We start from the raw sequence: 17,009 nt of genomic DNA, 5'->3' as shown, positions 1-17,009 counted from the left end.
ATTCTCACCTTAGGATTTTTTGACGAATTCAGATTTTAAGTTGATCGACCCCAGACCATCGATCTTGCAGGCGATGTTATGCCCGTCACCGGCATCCGTCAGGCGGATATTACGCACTTTAGTGCCACCCTTTACCACACTGGATGAACCTTTGATTTTTAAATCTTTCATAACGATCACAGAATCACCATCGGCCAGCACATTACCGTTGGCATCACGGATAGCGGTATCAGCTTCGGCGATATTCGCGGCGTCTGGGGCTTTATCCCCTTCGAGCCACTCATGGGCACACTCGGGGCAAACCCACAGGTTTCCGTCTTGGTAGATATTTTCTGATTGGCATTTTGGACAACGGTTTTGCATCAGCATATTAAACAAAGCTTAACCACTTTTGTCATTAAAATCGTAATATGATTTTTTTTGCGGCGATAGGCCACGGGCAATCAACGACAGCGCACCACTTTCAGAAAAACGTAAGACAAACACCAGAAACTGAAATAATAGGCGCGGCAGCAAAAAACCCTTAAGCTTGCGCAGGCGCGCATTAAATACGTACAACTCATACTTATGCTTAAGAAGTGTGATCGAACTTAGGGCAAAGAGCAGCGGATAAACAAACATCACCGAAATACGGTTTTTCTGCGCCAGCGCAAGCAGCACGACTTCAATGCGGATCACCGTAAGAGCGCAGACTGAAATCGTCGAAACAAAAAACAAACGTTGAAAAACCGTAAACTCTTTACTGGTAAAAAAATCGACACTGCTAAATACAGCTAACAGCTGCTTACCGTAAAAGAAACTGTCTCCTCCCGGAAACAACAACATCATCAACAGATAAAAAGCCGCAAAGCCCAAAGTATAAATAACGACTTTTAAAAAATGCAAAAGTGATAGACCCAAATAAAAAAAATAGCCACAAGTAAGTGCAAATGTCGTTAAAAATACCAAGGTGTGGCCGGCTATAAACATCATTGCCAGAGACAGAACAACAACATACAGACTTGTCAGCGAATGAATTTTTTCCGGGTACAAGGACCGGTAACTAAGTTTCTGCAAGCTGCCCTCCGCGCAGTTCATAGGTGCGATCAGCAATCCAGCCAGCAAAGGTGTCGTCGTGGGTGACTACGATCTGTAAAATATTTTTTTCTTTGTATTTTAATATACTTTCAGCCACCAGACGTTTGTTTTTTTCATCCAATCCGAAGGTCGGCTCATCATAGAGAATAACTTTTTTCTCACTGTTTAGATGCACCAGCAGTGATAAACGGCGTTTCTCTCCTTCCGAGAGCGAATACGGCGATACATTTAGATTTCTACCATTAAAAAAACGTTGCACCACTTCAGGATCAGTTCGCTCTACTTCTTCAGCCGCCGTGTCGTATAAAAAATTATCTTCCGGGTTTTGCATCACATAGCCGACTGTTTTAACCCAGTTGCGGCGCTTAGCTTCAGAGTGAGTGATGGTTCCTTTTTGCGGTTTTAAAAATCCGGCCAGCAGTTTTAAAAACGTACTTTTGCCGGAACCATTTGCTCCGCGGATTACCACCACATCTGGGCTTTGGGCACGAAAGCAGATATTCTGCAAACCTGGCAGGCCTTGTCGGTAAGAAAAATTCACCTGCGAAAATTCAATACGGTACGGCTCAGAGCTTTCAAGCGGCAAAGACTTAGCAATATCAGGCTTAAGCGATGGCAGTTGCGTCAGAAAAGCTGTATCTTTTATTTGCACACAGCCATCTTCTCCAACCGCAAGCACATGATCTGCATAACCGCTGACTTCACTTAAGTGATGATCGACCAACAGAATAAGATAGCGCGTTTTGAGTTCTTGCAAATGCGCGTAAAAGAGTTGGCGCGCGGGCTGATCCATAAAAGCTGTGGGTTCATCCAAAAGCAAAACCTGCGGCCGACTTGCTAAAAGCGAGGCCAGCAATAAGCGCTGGGCTTCGCCTAAGGAGAGTTCGAAAGTTTTTTTATTCCATAGCGCACTCAGTGCAAACTCTTCAGTGAGACGCTTTTTTTCTTGGGCAAAGACTTCGTATTCCAGCTGTTGGCTCTCGGCGGTAAAACAAAACTCAAGCTGCGTGTTCTGGTGAATCATTTGTTGCTGCGGATTTTGAAACAGGTAAACCACTTCGTTTTGCGTGGCGCGAACAAACTCCTGATCAACCAAATGATCCTTATAATGGATTTTACCGACAAAGTGTCCGGGAATAGAGTACGGAGCTAAACCTTTTATTAACGCCAATAGCGTACTTTTTCCCGAGCCCGATGGCCCAGTGATCAAGTAAAGCCCGCGCTGCGCAAAATCAATCTGGCTTTCAGAAAAAAGCTGCGGTTGTTTTTGCGCTGAACCGGAGTAATAAAACTTAAACGGACTAAGTCGCAGCACGCGCGGCTAAAAAGCGTTTTAACAGATTTAATTTATTTAATCGTTCAACAAGCACATAGGCCAACACTCCGGCTAACAGCGCTGCCGAAATCACAAACGATAAATACTGCGTAAGCTGAAGTCTGACCGCAAGCTGCGCATAACCGTAGTAAAAATAGTCTAACACATAGCTTGCGGTTGACGACATGACCGCTGCGAACAATAAAACTTTAAATGACCATTTACGGTAGCCGGTAGCTGCAAATACAGCTTCAGCCCCCAGCCCCTGCACCAAGCCCCACACTAAGGCCATCACGCCCCAATGAGTGATAACACCTTCAACACCGGCCGCAATGACAGAAGCAATCACCGCCACCAAAGGCCTGCGGATTATCGCCGGGACAAACACCGAAGCAAAAATCCAAAAGCCAGCCGCTAAATAGTTTAAGCCGACAAGTTTTAAAGCGGGCTTGGTGATTTCATAGGCGAAGGTCCAACCCCAGAACGCAACTCCGAGGGCTACAGAAACGACACACAGAAACACTACTTCAAAAATAGTGTACTGGCTGGTTAATTGTTTGATTGATAAATTAGACGCGATTGCGCGCACTGATGACGACATCGTTACCTTCCCTTCGCAAGCATTATCTTGACAGGTTATTAGGGTTTAATCTCAGGCTGTTTTATAACAACCACCCCTAGTTTTTTTGATACAACTAACATAAAGTTATTCTTAGACACAACACTTTTTTAAAAAGGCATTGCCATGAGTGATAAAGCTATTTTAGTAGGCCCCTGCACCGACCGCCGCAAACTTTCTTACACGGCTGATACCCCGATCGTCTTTATCGACGGCGGTTTAAAATATAAAAAATCGCATTTCAACAAAAATACAAACTGGCAGAGCATCGGCGATCAGGATTCAGCCCGCTTTAAACCGCAGATCAAACTGCCAAAGAAAAAAAATGAATCTGACCTGCATCACGCTTTAAAACTGTTGCCGAAAGATATTCACTGGGTTGAGGCCTTTGGACTGTTTCCGGATTTGAAAAACGAATACCGCTTGGATCACCGCCTTTTTAATCTGGGAGAAATTTATGACTTTGTAGTTAATGCCGGTATTTCCGTGATCTTAAATGACGACGAAGTGTTAATCCCAGCAGGTAAAAACCAGTTAGACTGGATAGGTGGGTTTTCACTGGTAGCCTTTGAAAATGTAAAATTAAAAATCACAGGCAAAGTGGCCTACCCGTTAAAACGCTTAACACAAATCAAACGCCTGTCTTCACACACCCTGTCTAACAATGCCCTTGGCGAACTTACGATCGAATGCAGTCATCCGCTCCTGATGTATTCGACATCGCAAAAAAAAGCTCACTTAAAAAATAAGTGAGCTTTTTTCTTAACATAAACAAACGTAATAAATTATTTAGCGTCGATTAATACAACATCTTCGTCTTCAAGCTGACTCACCGGAGTTACGATAATTTCTTCCGGATCAAGCTCGCGGCCAGTATCGGTTAGACGTTTTTTGATTAACGCCTGAGTTAATGGCCCATCTAAGCGCATCTCTTTCATTTTCTGGATACGGCCTAACTCAAAGCCGGTGACATCTTTCATTAAGTGATAGGTTAATTCAGAGCAATAGATACGCTCTTCGGTCCACTCAAAATAAATATCATAGGGCTTATTGTATTTTGGCAGGCGCGCTTTTAATGCTGATGTCATTCTTTCAGGATCAAAGTGTTTATAGCGAACAACACGGTAAGATTTATTTTTTGAACGCGCGATAAAATCAGCAAGCGGTGTTTCTTTTAAAGGTCCAACAGCTTCAGCCACAACCCACTTGCCGCTGCGTAATAGCAGTAAACCCACATGTGTCCAGACCGAACCGGTGGATTCACGTAAGGCCGCTGCTTGCTGCGTCTGGCTCTGGATGAAGATGATATCACCTTCTTTGTATTTACTTGCCGGTGCTGGCGTTGGTGCCGGTTCTGCTGGTTTTCCGCGGCCCATAGCTAAAGCTTGGCTTGTTGTTAGTGATAAAGCGATGACTGATGCTAATAAAAGTAATTTTGTTTTCATATCTACCAGTATCGACATGATTACTTTTTAAGCATAACTTGGAACAGCATTTTAGGACTAAGGTTTTGTTTAATCTGGTCCTAAGCTCCGTAAACAAAATCTATTTCTGACTCATTTCGGCCAGCAAATCCCAGCCGAACTTCTCAAGCTTGGCCTCACCGATCCCGTAAATCTGTTTGAGTTCTTCTAGGCTCTGTGGATTTTTTTTCGCGATTTCAAGCAGGGTTTTATCTCCGAAAACCACAAATGCCGGTATATCCAGTTCATCCGCTTTAGTCTTACGCCATTTACGTAAAACCTGAAAACGCGCATCTTCTAATGCAGATAACTGCGTCTCGGTGATTTTTTTTGCCGACGATTTTTTTGGAACAGCGGCCACCGCCGCCGGTTTTTGCACCCGACGCGCTGATTGCGGATCACAGACATCACAGTGACCACAGGCCTTAAGCCTTTGCGAATCTTTGTAGTAAGTCAAAATTTCAGCGTGGCGGCATTCAGTAGCTTCGCAGTACGCAACTAAGGCTTCTAAATTTCTCCAGCGCAGATCTTTGATTGCCTTGATCGCCGTCGAATTCTGAATAAAAAATGACTGCAGACCTTTATCTTTTTTTGCATACAACAACAAACAAGTTGATGGCTTCTCGTCACGACCGGCACGTCCCATCTCCTGATAGAGTGAATCGATATTGGCCGGCATTTGAAAATGCACGACAAGTCTTACATCAGGCTGGTCGATTCCCATCCCGAAGGCATTTGTCGCCACCAAGATACGCAATTTTCCCGAAGCATAATCAGTCTGCACACGCGTGCGCTCGGCCTGGCTTAAGCCCGCGTGATAAAAACCCACTTGCGAAATTTCGCCTTGTAAAAACTGGGCGACTTCTTCAGTAATTTTGCGGGTACCGCAATAAATGATCACCCGCCCATCTGGATGTTGCCGTAAAGCCTGCAGCAACATCTGTGATTTTTCTTGGTCGCCAGCACACGGAGAAACCTGATAATAAAGATTTGAGCGGTAAAATCCGTGCACTAAGCGCTCAGGATTTTTTAATTCTAAGTTTTTGGCGATATCATCTAAAACAGTCGGCGTGGCCGAAGCGGTCAACGCCAGTACCGGCACATCCGGACGTAGTTTTTTTAAGATGCGAAGTTCTGCGTACTCTTCGCGAAAATCATGCCCCCATTGCGATACGCAGTGAGCTTCATCAACCGCAAACAGCGCAATATCACGGTTTATAATCCAGTCCTGAAAACCCTGCTTTTGCACGCGTTCAGGCGAAAGATACAGAATGTAACAACCGCCCTCGTTAATCTGTGAAAAAATTATTCGCTTTTCGGCATCATCTTGTCCGGCATACAGACAGCCGGCTTTAACAGATTTTGCACCGAGATTCATAACCTGATCCTTCATCAAAGCGACCAGAGGTGAGACCACGACAACCAGCTTGTTATGATAAGTTGCGGGAAACTGGTAACACAAAGATTTACCGCCGCCTGTGGGTAAAACCGCCAAGGCGTCTTTTTTTGCCAGAACGGCCGCGATAATTTCTTTTTGTCCACGGCGAAATTGCGGTAAATTAAATGCGTTTTGCAGATGTTTTTCTAACATAAATTCTCTCGCTATTATTAAGTTTCAGTCGGAAGATTGCAAAGAGAATGCAAAGATTATTCCTGTAATTTTAATTGCTATTTAACCATTTTTTGACTCGATAAAAATATGTTTATTTCGCTCTGGACATGCGTGATAAATGTGCGGTATTGCCTTGAATCTACACGAGGTTTTGTGAACTCTAATAGTTTAGCGTTTTTTACGCCGTCGCAATTCACTGCTTTGGCGAACTCTGTTCCGCAATTAGGCTGGATCACCGATCCGCAGGGCGAACTATTATGGTTTAATCAGCGCTGGTGCGATTACACCGGCCTGACCGCCGAGCAATCGCTAAACGGTGGCTGGCTTAAAGCGCATCATCCCGAAAATTTAGAAATCATGCAGCCCCTCTGGCAGGACGCTGTAACCAATGGCAAGGTCTACGAGGTTACCCACCGGCTTCGCAGATTTGATGGCGTATACCGCTGGTTTTTAACCCGCGCCGCTCCTTCCTTTGACGAGCATGGCACGATCACTTCCTGGGTCGGCACCTGCACCGATATTGATGCGACCAAACAATCACAGCACGAAATTGCCGACGTGATTGAAAACATTGATGAAGGCTTTATCGCTATCGACAAAGATTGGAAGATCACTCAGGTTAACAGCTATCACGAAAACATTTCGCGCATCGTAAGACACCAGCAGGTCGGAAAAAACTTTTTAGAAACTTTTTTTCCGGATGAAGAGGCCAAAAAAACTTTATTCTTTCAAAGTTACCAAAAAGTGATGCAAGAACGTGTGCCGGTTAAATTTGAAGATTTTTATGCGCCCTTAGACGTCTATGCTTTTGTTAATGTTTACCCGAAACCAGATGGCGGGATAGCTGTTTTTTACCGCGATATATCTCACAAAAAAAGGCCCAGGATGAGCTGATCCGCGCCAAAGAAGAATCCGAACGCGCCAATCAGCTTAAGACAGCGTTTTTAGCCAATATGTCTCACGAAATCAGAACCCCACTGGCTTCGATAATGGGTTTTGCGGAACTGATCAAAGAACAAAATCCGAGCGAAGAAGATAAAGACCGTTTTTTACAGATGATCATTAAAAACGGTGCAAGTCTTTCGCGAATTATTGACGATATTTTAGATTTATCCAAAGTAGAATCCGGCCATCTGGAAGTAGAAAACAGTGAAATGGCCTTTGATCATCTGCTTTATGAAGTGATTTCTATCTTTCGCGAAAAATGTAATGCCAAAAATATTTCGCTGAGCCTGAATCTGGATGGACACATCCCTACACGTATTAAATCCGACTCAACCCGCGTGCGCCAGATCCTGGTAAATCTGATCGGTAACGCTGTCAAATTTACCAAAGACGGCGGCGTTGAAATCGATGTGCAGGGGCAAACCTTACCCGGTGGCCGCTTTCAATATCAGATTTTTGTCCGTGACACCGGCATTGGCCTGACGGCATGCCAATCTGAAAAACTGTTTCGCCCGTTTACTCAGGCCGACAACAGCACTACCCGTAAATACGGGGGCACCGGACTTGGGCTTACGCTTTCAAAACGTTTAGCCCAGGCCCTGGGTGGTGATATTCAGTTGCTCACTACGGTAGCCGGCCAAGGTTCGGTTTTTTCATTTACTTTTATTGCCGACATCACGACCGAGGAAAACCGCTGTCAGATTCCTGAAAACACCCATCCGCCGGTGGCCATTAACTTAGATCATGTTCGAATTTTATTGGCTGAAGATTCTCCGGACAGCCAAGAGCTGATCAATCACGTACTGACCAGCCACGGTGCCGAAGTTACGCTGGCCAACAACGGTGCCGAAGCTTTACATCTGGCACTTGCCGGAAAGTTTGATGTCATTTTGATGGATATTCAGATGCCGGAGCTTGACGGCTATGAAGTAACCCGTAGGTTACGTGCGAATAACTTTAAAAAACCAATTATTGCCTTAACGGCGCACGCCATGCTCGAAGAGCGTCAGCGCAGCAGACTGGCCGGCTGTGATGCCCACATCACCAAACCATTAAACTTCAGACAGCTGTTGTCGACAGTTTATTATATTATCCAGTCTGCGCAAAAACGACACCTTCACTAGCGCGGTATCGAGATCAATTAGTAACCAGATCTTTTCTTGTAGTAGCTGTTTAATGTCCAGATCAGTGTTCTGAAGCCGCGGTCTTTCATTTCTTTATACGCGGTTTTAGCATGCCAGCCGTCAACTTCAACGCGATACAAACCCATGATCATACCGGTACGGTCACGGCCATGTTTACAGTGTAAGTAGATTGGCCCTAAGCTTCTGTCCTGTAACAGTTTAAGCGTCTCATCAACTTTGGCATCAACCGGTTTTTTCCATGTGTCAAATTTAATCGAAATCCAGCGCAAACCAACGGCCTGAGCCATTTTTTTATCAGCGGCAATAGCTTCTTCATCATTTTCAATATTGATTACTGTTTCGATTCCCATTTTTTTAAGCTGCTTCATGCCGGCCAATGTCGGACGTCCGCCACGGTAAACGTTATCATTCATTTTGAACATATTTGGCAAATCTTCGACTTCCGATTTTGCTTCTGCTCTCTGAAATGAAAAATTAATTGTTAAGGCTAATGCGAATAAAAATGCGGTAATATTTGTTTTTGTCATGTTGTGTTCTCCTAGACTATGGAACGGATCGGAGAACGCAGGACTGGACTGAAGGAAGGTCTGGATAAACTGGACTTACGCCCAAGGTTTCAGGACCTTGGGCTTATAATTACTGCCTACCAAGTAGCATAAATATACGGAGGCTCGACGCGAAAGTTTTCTGGAGGAAGCTTCTTTTTTAATTGTTTCATCACGATGTCTGTTACCCCGATAAAACCAAGCTTTACCTGATCAATACGGATGACGGCACGCTTGTTATTCATATCGGCTTTGATATTGCCCTCAGATTTTACCTTTACCAGCGGGATACCTTTAACTTTTAAACTCAGGTTATAGTTTCCTTTAACGATATCAAGTTCCAGATCTTTAAGTGTCTGCAGGACATCTGTTTCAGGTTTGATCGGTACATCGATAAACGATTCGATGAAAAATGATTCGGCATCCGGCACTTCAAAAACCTCGGCGCGCAAAGACGACTTAACTAGACACTCATCAACAAGCATCGAAAAGCTGACCGGTGTTCCTTTTTTATGTTGGCATGTCATCGCTAACCCTTCAGCGTGCACAATCCCTGTTGAAGCATGGTTTAAATCAAGAAGTCCTGCCGTAAACTGGTGTAAGCCGCCGTTGGCCAGTTCAACATTTAACTTTTGCACCTGTGCTGTTTCTAACTTAAATAGCAGATCACTGGCATTTTTCATGGTAAAGTTTAATGCAGCCATACCGAATTTAACGGTTTTGCCACTTCTGGAAATTTCAAACTTACTTGCAGCCTGGGCCATCGGAGCCGGCGTATAATTTTGTTCAAGACCGCCATCGGTCTCGACCGATAAATTCTGCAGAACACCAGAACCTTTGCTGTTGCTAAAACTAAGCTGCGGCAAATGCAGTTGCACTTTATTGATATCAAGCGCATGCGAATTAAAGGCAAATACTGATAATCCAATTACAGTGACAAGCGTAGTGGTTAAGTTCCTCACAATGACCTCTTTTGTTGGTTTATAACTGTATCGTTGCGCAGCCTGGCGTTCTTTACAGTTAACAGTGTAAATACAGACCTTGATCTGCAAATACACGGCCTTAGAAGAGGTCTATGTCCATTGTTCGATAACCAAAGATAGATCTGAGATCGTAATAGGTTTGGTCACGTAATCATTCATGCCCGCCTCGAGGCACCTTTCACGGTCACCCTTCATGGCATTGGCTGTCATTGCCACGATCGGAATATTGCTGAACGACTCGTTCAGCAAACGAATCGTGCGCGTGGCTTCATAGCCATCCATTTCCGGCATCTGACAATCCATCAACACCAGATCATAGGTAATATGGCGTAGTGCTTCGATCGCTTCTTTACCGTTAGCAACGACATCACACTGACAGCCCAATTTTTCCAGCTGCTTGATGGCCACCATCTGATTAATCTGATTATCTTCGGCCAATAAGATTTTCAAGCCATACGTTTTCTGACCCACTTCCTTAGAATCATCACGACGAAGTTCTGATAAAGTCGTGCGGCCTTCGATCAACGGAATTTCAAACCAGAATGTAGAACCTTCGTTAACGCGACTGTACACACCGATTTGTCCACCCATCAGCTCTACGAGCGACTTACAGATCGATAATCCTAAACCGGTGCCACCGTATTTACGAGACGTCGAAGTGTCGGCCTGGTCGAAGGGTAAAAAAATCTTTTCCAGCACCGCATCGTTAATACCGATACCGGTATCTTTAACTTCAAAGCGGTAAAACCGCATCTCTCCTTGGCTTCTGAGCAGCATCACCTTAATTTGGATGTGGCCGGTCGAAGTAAATTTAACCGCGTTATTCAAAAGATTAACGATAATCTGGGCAAGGCGGCCTGGATCACCGCGCAGTGATTGAAGCGGCATATCACTTAGATCAAGTTTGATCGGCAGGTTTTTTCTCTTGGCGATATAATCAACTGATTTAAGCGCATCACGCACTGTGCGCTCCAGGTCAAAATCAATAACTTCTAAGGATAGTTTGCCGGCTTCAACTTTAGAAAAATCCAAAATATCGTTGATTAACCCAAGCAATGAACTTGCTGAAGTTGAAATGTTATCGACGTACTCGCGCTGCTCGCTATCAAGCTTAGTATTGCGCAGTAATCCAGTCATGCCGACCACACCGTTGATGGGGGTACGGATTTCATGTGACATATTCGCAAGAAAGGCCGATTTAAGTTTGGCTAATTTTTCCAGTTCAGCATTGGCCTGCGATAGCTCCATGGTTTTTTTATCGACCAGACGTTCAACTGTTGCGGTACGGCCGATAATAACCATCATCAGGCTCTGTAGCAGGATAACCACGAACAAACCACCCAGCAACATAGACCAGGCGGTCAAATCCGCATGTGATGAAATAAACTGTTTAGACGGAAACAGTTCAATCTGCCACTGGCGACCGGCCACGTCCAGCACGTGCACAATATTCAGAGAGCGCGGGCGGTTTTTTTCAATTTCCTCTTCGTTCGCGTACAGACTTTCTTCTTCTTTTACGATTTTTGAGAATAAAATTTCTTTCTTTCCATCTGTGATATCAAAGATAAAAAAATTCAGGCCTTCCATGGTTGCACCGCTGATTGCGGCTTGAATAAGATCGCTGATATTAAAGACTCCGACGACCAATCCGCCGTTTCCGTTTTTCATTTTTACCGGCTGGTACATGGCTATACCTGGCGAAAAATTATCCTGGATCAGCTGGATTTTCGGTGAAATAACAATTTTGTTCTCAGAAACAGCTTTGATAATGGCATTACGCCGGTCTTCAGAAGAATACGGATCAAACCCTAATGCTTCAGAATTGCCAGCCAAAGGTTCGACATAAAAAATAGGATAATATAGCTCACGGTTTTTTGCCCGCTGAACTTCCATATCTTGAAGGTCTAAAATTTCAAAATGGCCCAACCCCTCAGACTCACCGCGCTTTTCAAGGCGCAGACGATCCGCGCTTTTAACCAGCGGATTCCAGGAAATAGCTTTAATCCCCGGATAGCTTTTAATTGTTTCGGATAAAAAATCCCTGTACTCCTTGCGTGACACGAATTCAGAAGATGCAAACAATCTTTCAACACCTGACAGAATGACCTTGTAACGGTCCATGGCCTCGCCGATGCGCTGGGCATTCCGGTCGCCTTCGGTTTGCAGCTGACTTTTAAATTTTTCTGAAAGTTGCGAACTGCTAAAAAAGAAAAACCAAATCACAAAGCTGAATAACAGCAGCGATGGCAAGACCACCAGTTTCTTTTTGGCCGTCCACTTAAAACGAGGCTGTTCTGCAGCCGCCAGGATCAACGGCGTAAAAACCATGGCGCCGATCGCATCGCCGACCAGCCACATCCCCCAGTTATAAAAATAACTGGCCCCACTCACAACACCGAAAAAAGCCAGCGCCGAAACGCTAAAGGTTGCATTGACCACACACCCGACCGGACCGGCAAGAAGCAAAAAACTTAAGATGTTTTTTTCTTCGCTAAGCGATGCAAAACCCGGCACATACCTGCGAATCAAAACTTCGCCCGTGATGGCCTGTAATGCCGCCCCGATACCGATAAACACAGCGATCACAATAGCAGACTGGCTAAGTGTGCCGCTTTGGTACGAAACAAAAATGTTCATTAACGTTGAACCGAACAAGACGGCCGGCCAATACTGACGGCCCAGCAGCAGCAGGCCAGCTAATGCGATACCCGATGAGGGAAAGACCGCAGTCGCATACCCAGGCGGCACGGCGAGTTTTAAACCCAGCACTCCACAAACCGCATAGACCAGCGCGAGTAAGATTGAAAGCAGAAAGTAGTTCTTCACCACTAATTTATCGGAGATATTGATATACACAGCAAGGCCTTAGAACCGATATGTAGAAAACTACACAACCAAATACGCTATGTTAGTTTATAAAAAAACCGCCTACATAAATAGGCAGTTTTTTATTTATGTTACACGGGCCAACTAGCGGCTTTGGCGGGCATTTGGATTTGCTCCCGACTCGCGCTCGGTGCCTTGCGAAGTGCGTGAACCTCCTCCGCGGGCTGAAGTATCTGCTTGACGCGAGCCACCTCTTCTAGTGCTGCGATTTGAGCTTTGTGATTTTTTCATAACTTATTCCTTTCCTTAGAATGTTTTTGTTGTTGCTAATAGCGATTTTCATTGTAGCGCTCACGGTAACCGTATTCGCTGTCAATATCGTCATTGCGATTATCATAATTATTCATCCATCTTTCATCGGGGTCGCGGTAGCTACCATAACGGGCTTCGCGGCTGAGATCGCTCTCGTCATTGTAGCTGTGTGAGCTGGCATAGCGGCTGCCGCGCGGATTTACGCGCTCGTCATCGTAGTCAAATTCAGTATAGCCTCTACCCTGCCCGCGATAATTCTGACTGCGCGCAGACCGACGAGAAGAATTGTCTCTTTCACTTTCATAGGTGTCTCGCCACGGGCTGCGGCCTGCATTTCCTTCATAAAACTCTTGCTCAGGACCTGAAGAGTATTCTCTGCTACGACCAGCGCGTGAAAATCCTCTTTCACTGTCACGATCAGATTGCCAGTCGCGGGAACTTCCACTGTCGTCTTCGAAATAAGAATAACGGCCTGAGATTGTTCGCATGCCCTCTCGGTTGTAGTCACTACGTCCGTAGTCTCCGCCACCGTAGTCACTGCCACTGCGGCCGAATTCCATACGTTCGTAATCGCTGCGAGCAGATCTTGATCCCATGCGGTCTCCAGGGGCTCCGTAGCGGACTTCATCATCTCTAAAATCTCGGTAGTTCCGCACGTCTCTGCTTCGTGCATCACTTGTTCCTGAAGCTGATCGTCCTGGACTTGTGCGTCTTTTGCTCCTCGAGGAACTTTTACTTTTTCGCATGCGCCTTCTCCTTTACAATAAGTGTTATAGCGATATTAATAATTTGCTGTTTGCAAATAGCTGTATGAATCAATTGCGGTTGCAACTCTAAGACCAGATTTTAAGGTAGGTGATTGCCACAGGCGATGTGACCCATGAACAGGAATTTTTGGTACAATGAAGCTGACGTCATGTGAAACGTCAGCTTCATTGTTAACAGTGTTATTTGTTATTTACGATTCTTATTTGGCGCATTTGCGTCGTGTTTGTGGTCACCGGCATGTTCTAACTTATCGCCCATTCTTGAAATGAACGATCCTACTTTTGTAGCGCCAGCGTTAGAAATTTTTTGTCCGGCTTTTTCGATTTTTTCACCCACTTTTTTGCTAAGGGGTGTGTTATCTTGATCGTGTTTCATAAACATCTCCTTTTTTAGGGGGTACTGTTTATCAATAGAGGCTTCAACATCTGTTCCACGGCCAGAGCGCCACAGCAATAAAGCTATGCTAGTTTGCTCCGGATATGGAGGCCGCTGCATTTTGTCCCGTTAGTGCAGCCGCTGGCAAGCGCAGATCTCAGTTTCGGCGCCTTGCTCCTGCAGGGTTGCAACTTGCTCCTGAGCCGCTTCGACTTGCGAAGCAACAACAGCTAACTCAGTCACGAAATCCATCAATGTCGAATAATCAACAACGAATTTCTGATCTTTAACACCGATGACGGCAGTGTCGTCATCAATCGCATAACATGTTAATTCACTATTATTTAATTTCGTTGCCATAAAGATTATGCCTTCGAGTAGTAAGAAGTTACCAAGGCTTCGTCGAATGCAAATGGAACTGCGGCTAAATCTGGTTCATCTTTTAAAGTTACAGAAGCTGCAGTGTCAGACACATTTTTATCCAACCAGTCAGGCATTTGTAATCTTGGATTAACTTTAGCCTGTAAGAAAATTTGGTTATTTAAACCTTTCGTCGTAATTGAAATCACATCGCCTACTTTAAGCTTTTGCGAGCGAATATTTACTTTTTTGCCATTCACCTGCACCTGGCCATGAGAGATCATTTGCGAAGCTGAACGCATACTCGGAGCAAAACCGGCACGAAACACGATATTATCAATACGTTTTTCTAGAATATTAATCAGCGAGCTGATCCATTTGCCGCCAGATTTGTCTTTTTTCGCCAATTTTACCAAACGGATTAACTGTTCTTCCCGCACATTGTAATGTACGCGGATTTTTTGTTTTTCTTCGAGTTGTAAACGGTAGTCAGAGTACTTAATACGTTTACCGCCGTGTTGACCCGGAGGATATGGTCTGCGCTCAAGGGCACCTGCTTTACCCAAGCCAGGAAGTTCAGTTAATAGACGACGTTGTAATTTGTAGCGTGCAGTTTTGCCTGTTTTTTTCATAAGACAAAGGGATAAAACCGGCGAAAGAAAAACTCAAACGAATGTGACTTAATCTTTCATTTTGCAAACCCAGTGAAAATGAAAGTTTATTGATTATGAAAGCCAAATGAAAACATTATTCACCATCGTAATCAAAGGGCACAAGTTCCTTAAAGTAATCTGGTACTTTAGCTTTAACCAACACCCGCTTTTTACTGAATGGATGGGTAAACTCTAGACTCGCCGAATGTAAGACCAGATTCTTATACCTGGTTGTGTTTTTGCCGTACTTGCTGTCGCCAACGATCGCATGCCCGAGTTCAGCCATATGCACACGGATCTGATTTTTTTTGCCCGTCAATAAGTTGATTTTGACTAAGCTAAAAGACGCGGTCTCTTTAACTACCTCAAACTCAGTCTGCGCTAAGACACCTTTGCTGTTATCTTTGCTTGAGTGCACATGATACTCATCATCTTCTGTCAGGTAACTTTCATAGATACCGGCTTTTTTTGCCAAATGCCCGTGTACAATCGCGTAATAGGTTTTGACCGTCGATTTCCAGTTATTTTTTAAATACTGCTGCACTTCTTCGGTTTTGGCAAAAATCAGCGCTCCCGATGTTGCCTGATCCAGACGATGAACGACAAACACGCAGGCGCGCGATCGCGTATTGCCTTTGCGGATATACTGATTCAACAGATTGTGCACAGTATTTTCTTTTTCCCACAGCGCTCCGACGGTAAGCAGGCCCGCACTTTTATTGCCGACAATAACGTCACGGTCTTCATGTAAAATATGAAAACCTTTGGGCTGGTATTTACGTGGGACTTTTTTCATGACTAGGATCTACACTATTGTTTGGTCACTGCCAAACACAGACTATAACCCGGCTCTTTAATTAAACCGCAGTTTTTATCTAAGATCGCTTTGCAGGTCATAAAGTATTCTTGTCCGGCTAACCCGCAGTTTTTAGCCGTGACTGCTTTACACTTCATAAAATCGCCTTTGGCTGCCAGTCCACAGTTGTCTTTGGCTATGGCATTACAGAGAGAAAAATCAGTTCCCCCCACTAAAGTACACTGGGCCGCCTGCGTCACCGACACAAGTAAAGATATCGCAACAATAGCAAGGAGACTCAAAAGGCATTTTTTCATAATCTAATATTAGTCTAACACAAGTTTCAAAATAAGCTATAGCCCATTATGGGACAGCAACTTTAAGCACTTAATTTTTCGTTGGTCATTTTCAGGCGTTTTGACAGGGTTACAAACAGTGCCCGCGACCATGACGGTTTAGAGAATAAAATCGGATCTAAACTTCCAAAAGGAATCTCAATCAATTCACACTCTGTGACCGCCGTTACGGTTGCCGAACGCGGTTCCCGGTTGATATGCGCCATTTCACCGACAAATTCGCCGGCTTTAATACGGCCAAGCTCTACATCCTGACCTTTATGAAATTTAGACGCCGCAAGCTCGCCGCGTTTAACTAAAAAAGCACTGGTCCCGATTACACCCTCTTTAAAGAGCTGTTCATTCGGCTTCATGTAGCGCAAAGTAAATTCGTTTTTTTTATCCTGATCTAAACGGCTTAACGCTTTGGTTAAACACTGGGTAAACCAGGCTTCATCACGGTAGTTAGTTAAAAACTGCACTTGTCCGTTAACAACCTGGTCAATAAACAATTCATCATCCGGCAGCTCTGAAGTAAAAATAACTGAAAACTGGTTGTCCTCGCCTTTTAATAAATCACTAATCATCTGGGCACCGGAGAACTTGGCGATCTCTAAATCTAAGATAATAACGTGCGGCACTTTATTACGAAATTTAAAAAATGCTTCGTGCACATCATAAGCTTCAAATATCGTCGGCTTAGTGACATGCGCACGCACAGTTTTAGTGAGCGCCTGCATTTTAGCTTTATCTTCGGTAATAATCAGAAATACTTTTTTATCTTCAATTTGAGGGTCAACCATGTGAGCTTTTTCGGAAGGAAAAGTTTGAAATTTTAATAAAATCTGAGAGCCGGCATACTCTGTCTCAAAGTAAGCCA

At 44.4% G+C, this 17,009-nt stretch carries 20 protein-coding genes and 1 riboswitch; of the genes, 3 read left to right on the top strand and 17 right to left on the bottom strand.

The features are described from left to right. Positions 1–9: 9 nt before the first annotated feature. From AC04MM_RS12890 to AC04MM_RS12875, 4 genes are all read right to left on the bottom strand, one after another. On the bottom strand, positions 10–369 hold the full coding sequence (locus tag AC04MM_RS12890) for a zinc ribbon domain-containing protein YjdM (protein WP_475380796.1): 360 nt from the start codon (positions 367–369) through the stop codon (positions 10–12). 12 nt (positions 370–381) lie between these two features. Beyond that, a complete protein-coding gene (locus tag AC04MM_RS12885) occupies positions 382–1,056 on the bottom strand; it encodes a hypothetical protein (protein ID WP_475380777.1) in 675 nt (224 codons plus the stop codon). After that, positions 1,043–2,392, bottom strand: a complete 1,350-nt coding sequence (locus AC04MM_RS12880) for an ATP-binding cassette domain-containing protein (RefSeq protein ID WP_475380776.1) — start codon at positions 2,390–2,392, stop codon at positions 1,043–1,045. The genes AC04MM_RS12885 and AC04MM_RS12880 overlap by 14 nt, the downstream gene beginning before the upstream one ends. Next, positions 2,379–2,993, bottom strand: a complete 615-nt coding sequence (locus AC04MM_RS12875) for an ECF transporter S component (RefSeq protein WP_475380775.1) — start codon at positions 2,991–2,993, stop codon at positions 2,379–2,381. Before AC04MM_RS12875 ends, AC04MM_RS12880 begins: the two co-directional genes overlap by 14 nt. After that, a riboswitch (TPP riboswitch) is annotated at positions 2,985–3,081 on the bottom strand. Its footprint overlaps the gene before it by 9 nt. A gap of 56 nt (positions 3,082–3,137) precedes the next feature. Between AC04MM_RS12875 and AC04MM_RS12870 the strand changes: the two genes are divergently transcribed. Continuing rightward, entirely contained in the window at positions 3,138–3,764 is a 627-nt protein-coding gene (locus AC04MM_RS12870; protein WP_475380774.1) for a hypothetical protein, read from the top strand. A gap of 32 nt (positions 3,765–3,796) precedes the next feature. Here the strand turns inward: AC04MM_RS12870 and AC04MM_RS12865 are convergent, their stop codons facing one another. Both AC04MM_RS12865 and AC04MM_RS12860 read right to left on the bottom strand, forming a co-directional pair. Continuing rightward, positions 3,797–4,456: a YiiX/YebB-like N1pC/P60 family cysteine hydrolase gene (locus tag AC04MM_RS12865; protein ID WP_475380773.1), complete on the bottom strand. Its 660-nt coding sequence runs from the start codon at positions 4,454–4,456 to the stop codon at positions 3,797–3,799. Between the two features lie 100 nt (positions 4,457–4,556). After that, positions 4,557–6,065, bottom strand: a complete 1,509-nt coding sequence (locus AC04MM_RS12860) for a RecQ family ATP-dependent DNA helicase (protein ID WP_475380772.1) — start codon at positions 6,063–6,065, stop codon at positions 4,557–4,559. 174 nt (positions 6,066–6,239) lie between these two features. Between AC04MM_RS12860 and AC04MM_RS12855 the strand changes: the two genes are divergently transcribed. Together AC04MM_RS12855 and AC04MM_RS12850 are read left to right on the top strand one after the other, a co-directional pair. Beyond that, positions 6,240–6,980: a PAS domain-containing protein gene (locus AC04MM_RS12855; RefSeq protein ID WP_475380771.1), complete on the top strand. Its 741-nt coding sequence runs from the start codon at positions 6,240–6,242 to the stop codon at positions 6,978–6,980. Further along, the gene (locus tag AC04MM_RS12850) at positions 6,950–8,155 is read left to right on the top strand and encodes a response regulator (RefSeq protein ID WP_475380795.1); all 1,206 of its coding nucleotides are present in this window, start codon (positions 6,950–6,952) and stop codon (positions 8,153–8,155) included. The genes AC04MM_RS12855 and AC04MM_RS12850 overlap by 31 nt, the downstream gene beginning before the upstream one ends. A 17-nt stretch (positions 8,156–8,172) precedes the next feature. On the opposite strand, the gene AC04MM_RS12845 is transcribed toward AC04MM_RS12850, so the two are convergent. The 11 genes from AC04MM_RS12845 to AC04MM_RS12795 all read right to left on the bottom strand — a co-directional run bounded on the left by AC04MM_RS12845 (position 8,173) and on the right by AC04MM_RS12795 (position 16,932). Continuing rightward, the gene (locus tag AC04MM_RS12845; protein WP_475380770.1) at positions 8,173–8,703 is read right to left on the bottom strand and encodes a fused DSP-PTPase phosphatase/NAD kinase-like protein; all 531 of its coding nucleotides are present in this window, start codon (positions 8,701–8,703) and stop codon (positions 8,173–8,175) included. A gap of 116 nt (positions 8,704–8,819) precedes the next feature. Continuing rightward, the gene (locus AC04MM_RS12840) at positions 8,820–9,683 is read right to left on the bottom strand and encodes a hypothetical protein (protein ID WP_475380769.1); all 864 of its coding nucleotides are present in this window, start codon (positions 9,681–9,683) and stop codon (positions 8,820–8,822) included. Between the two features lie 111 nt (positions 9,684–9,794). Beyond that, on the bottom strand, positions 9,795–12,530 hold the full coding sequence (locus tag AC04MM_RS12835) for a CHASE domain-containing protein (RefSeq protein WP_475380768.1): 2,736 nt from the start codon (positions 12,528–12,530) through the stop codon (positions 9,795–9,797). A gap of 144 nt (positions 12,531–12,674) precedes the next feature. Further along, the gene (locus AC04MM_RS12830) at positions 12,675–12,821 is read right to left on the bottom strand and encodes a hypothetical protein (RefSeq protein WP_475380767.1); all 147 of its coding nucleotides are present in this window, start codon (positions 12,819–12,821) and stop codon (positions 12,675–12,677) included. A gap of 35 nt (positions 12,822–12,856) precedes the next feature. Beyond that, entirely contained in the window at positions 12,857–13,438 is a 582-nt protein-coding gene (locus AC04MM_RS12825) for a hypothetical protein (protein WP_475380766.1), read from the bottom strand. A 358-nt stretch (positions 13,439–13,796) separates the two neighbouring features. Continuing rightward, entirely contained in the window at positions 13,797–13,985 is a 189-nt protein-coding gene (locus tag AC04MM_RS12820; RefSeq protein ID WP_475380765.1) for a hypothetical protein, read from the bottom strand. A gap of 129 nt (positions 13,986–14,114) precedes the next feature. Next, positions 14,115–14,345: a hypothetical protein gene (locus AC04MM_RS12815; protein ID WP_475380764.1), complete on the bottom strand. Its 231-nt coding sequence runs from the start codon at positions 14,343–14,345 to the stop codon at positions 14,115–14,117. A 5-nt stretch (positions 14,346–14,350) separates the two neighbouring features. Beyond that, positions 14,351–14,977 carry a 30S ribosomal protein S4 gene (gene rpsD / locus AC04MM_RS12810; protein WP_475380763.1) on the bottom strand — a complete coding sequence of 209 codons (627 nt, stop codon included), beginning with the start codon at positions 14,975–14,977 and terminating at the stop codon, positions 14,351–14,353. Positions 14,978–15,092: 115 nt separating this feature from the next. Further along, entirely contained in the window at positions 15,093–15,794 is a 702-nt protein-coding gene (locus tag AC04MM_RS12805; protein ID WP_475380762.1) for an RluA family pseudouridine synthase, read from the bottom strand. A gap of 14 nt (positions 15,795–15,808) precedes the next feature. Next, complete coding sequence (locus tag AC04MM_RS12800) at positions 15,809–16,060, bottom strand: hypothetical protein (RefSeq protein ID WP_475380761.1); 252 nt, start codon at positions 16,058–16,060, stop codon at positions 15,809–15,811. A gap of 113 nt (positions 16,061–16,173) precedes the next feature. Beyond that, positions 16,174–16,932, bottom strand: a complete 759-nt coding sequence (locus AC04MM_RS12795; protein WP_475380760.1) for a cyclic nucleotide-binding domain-containing protein — start codon at positions 16,930–16,932, stop codon at positions 16,174–16,176. Positions 16,933–17,009: the final 77 nt, after the last annotated feature.

The organism is Bdellovibrio sp. SBM16 (assembly GCF_056175625.1).
This window is presented reverse-complemented; position numbering and strand designations above follow the sequence as displayed.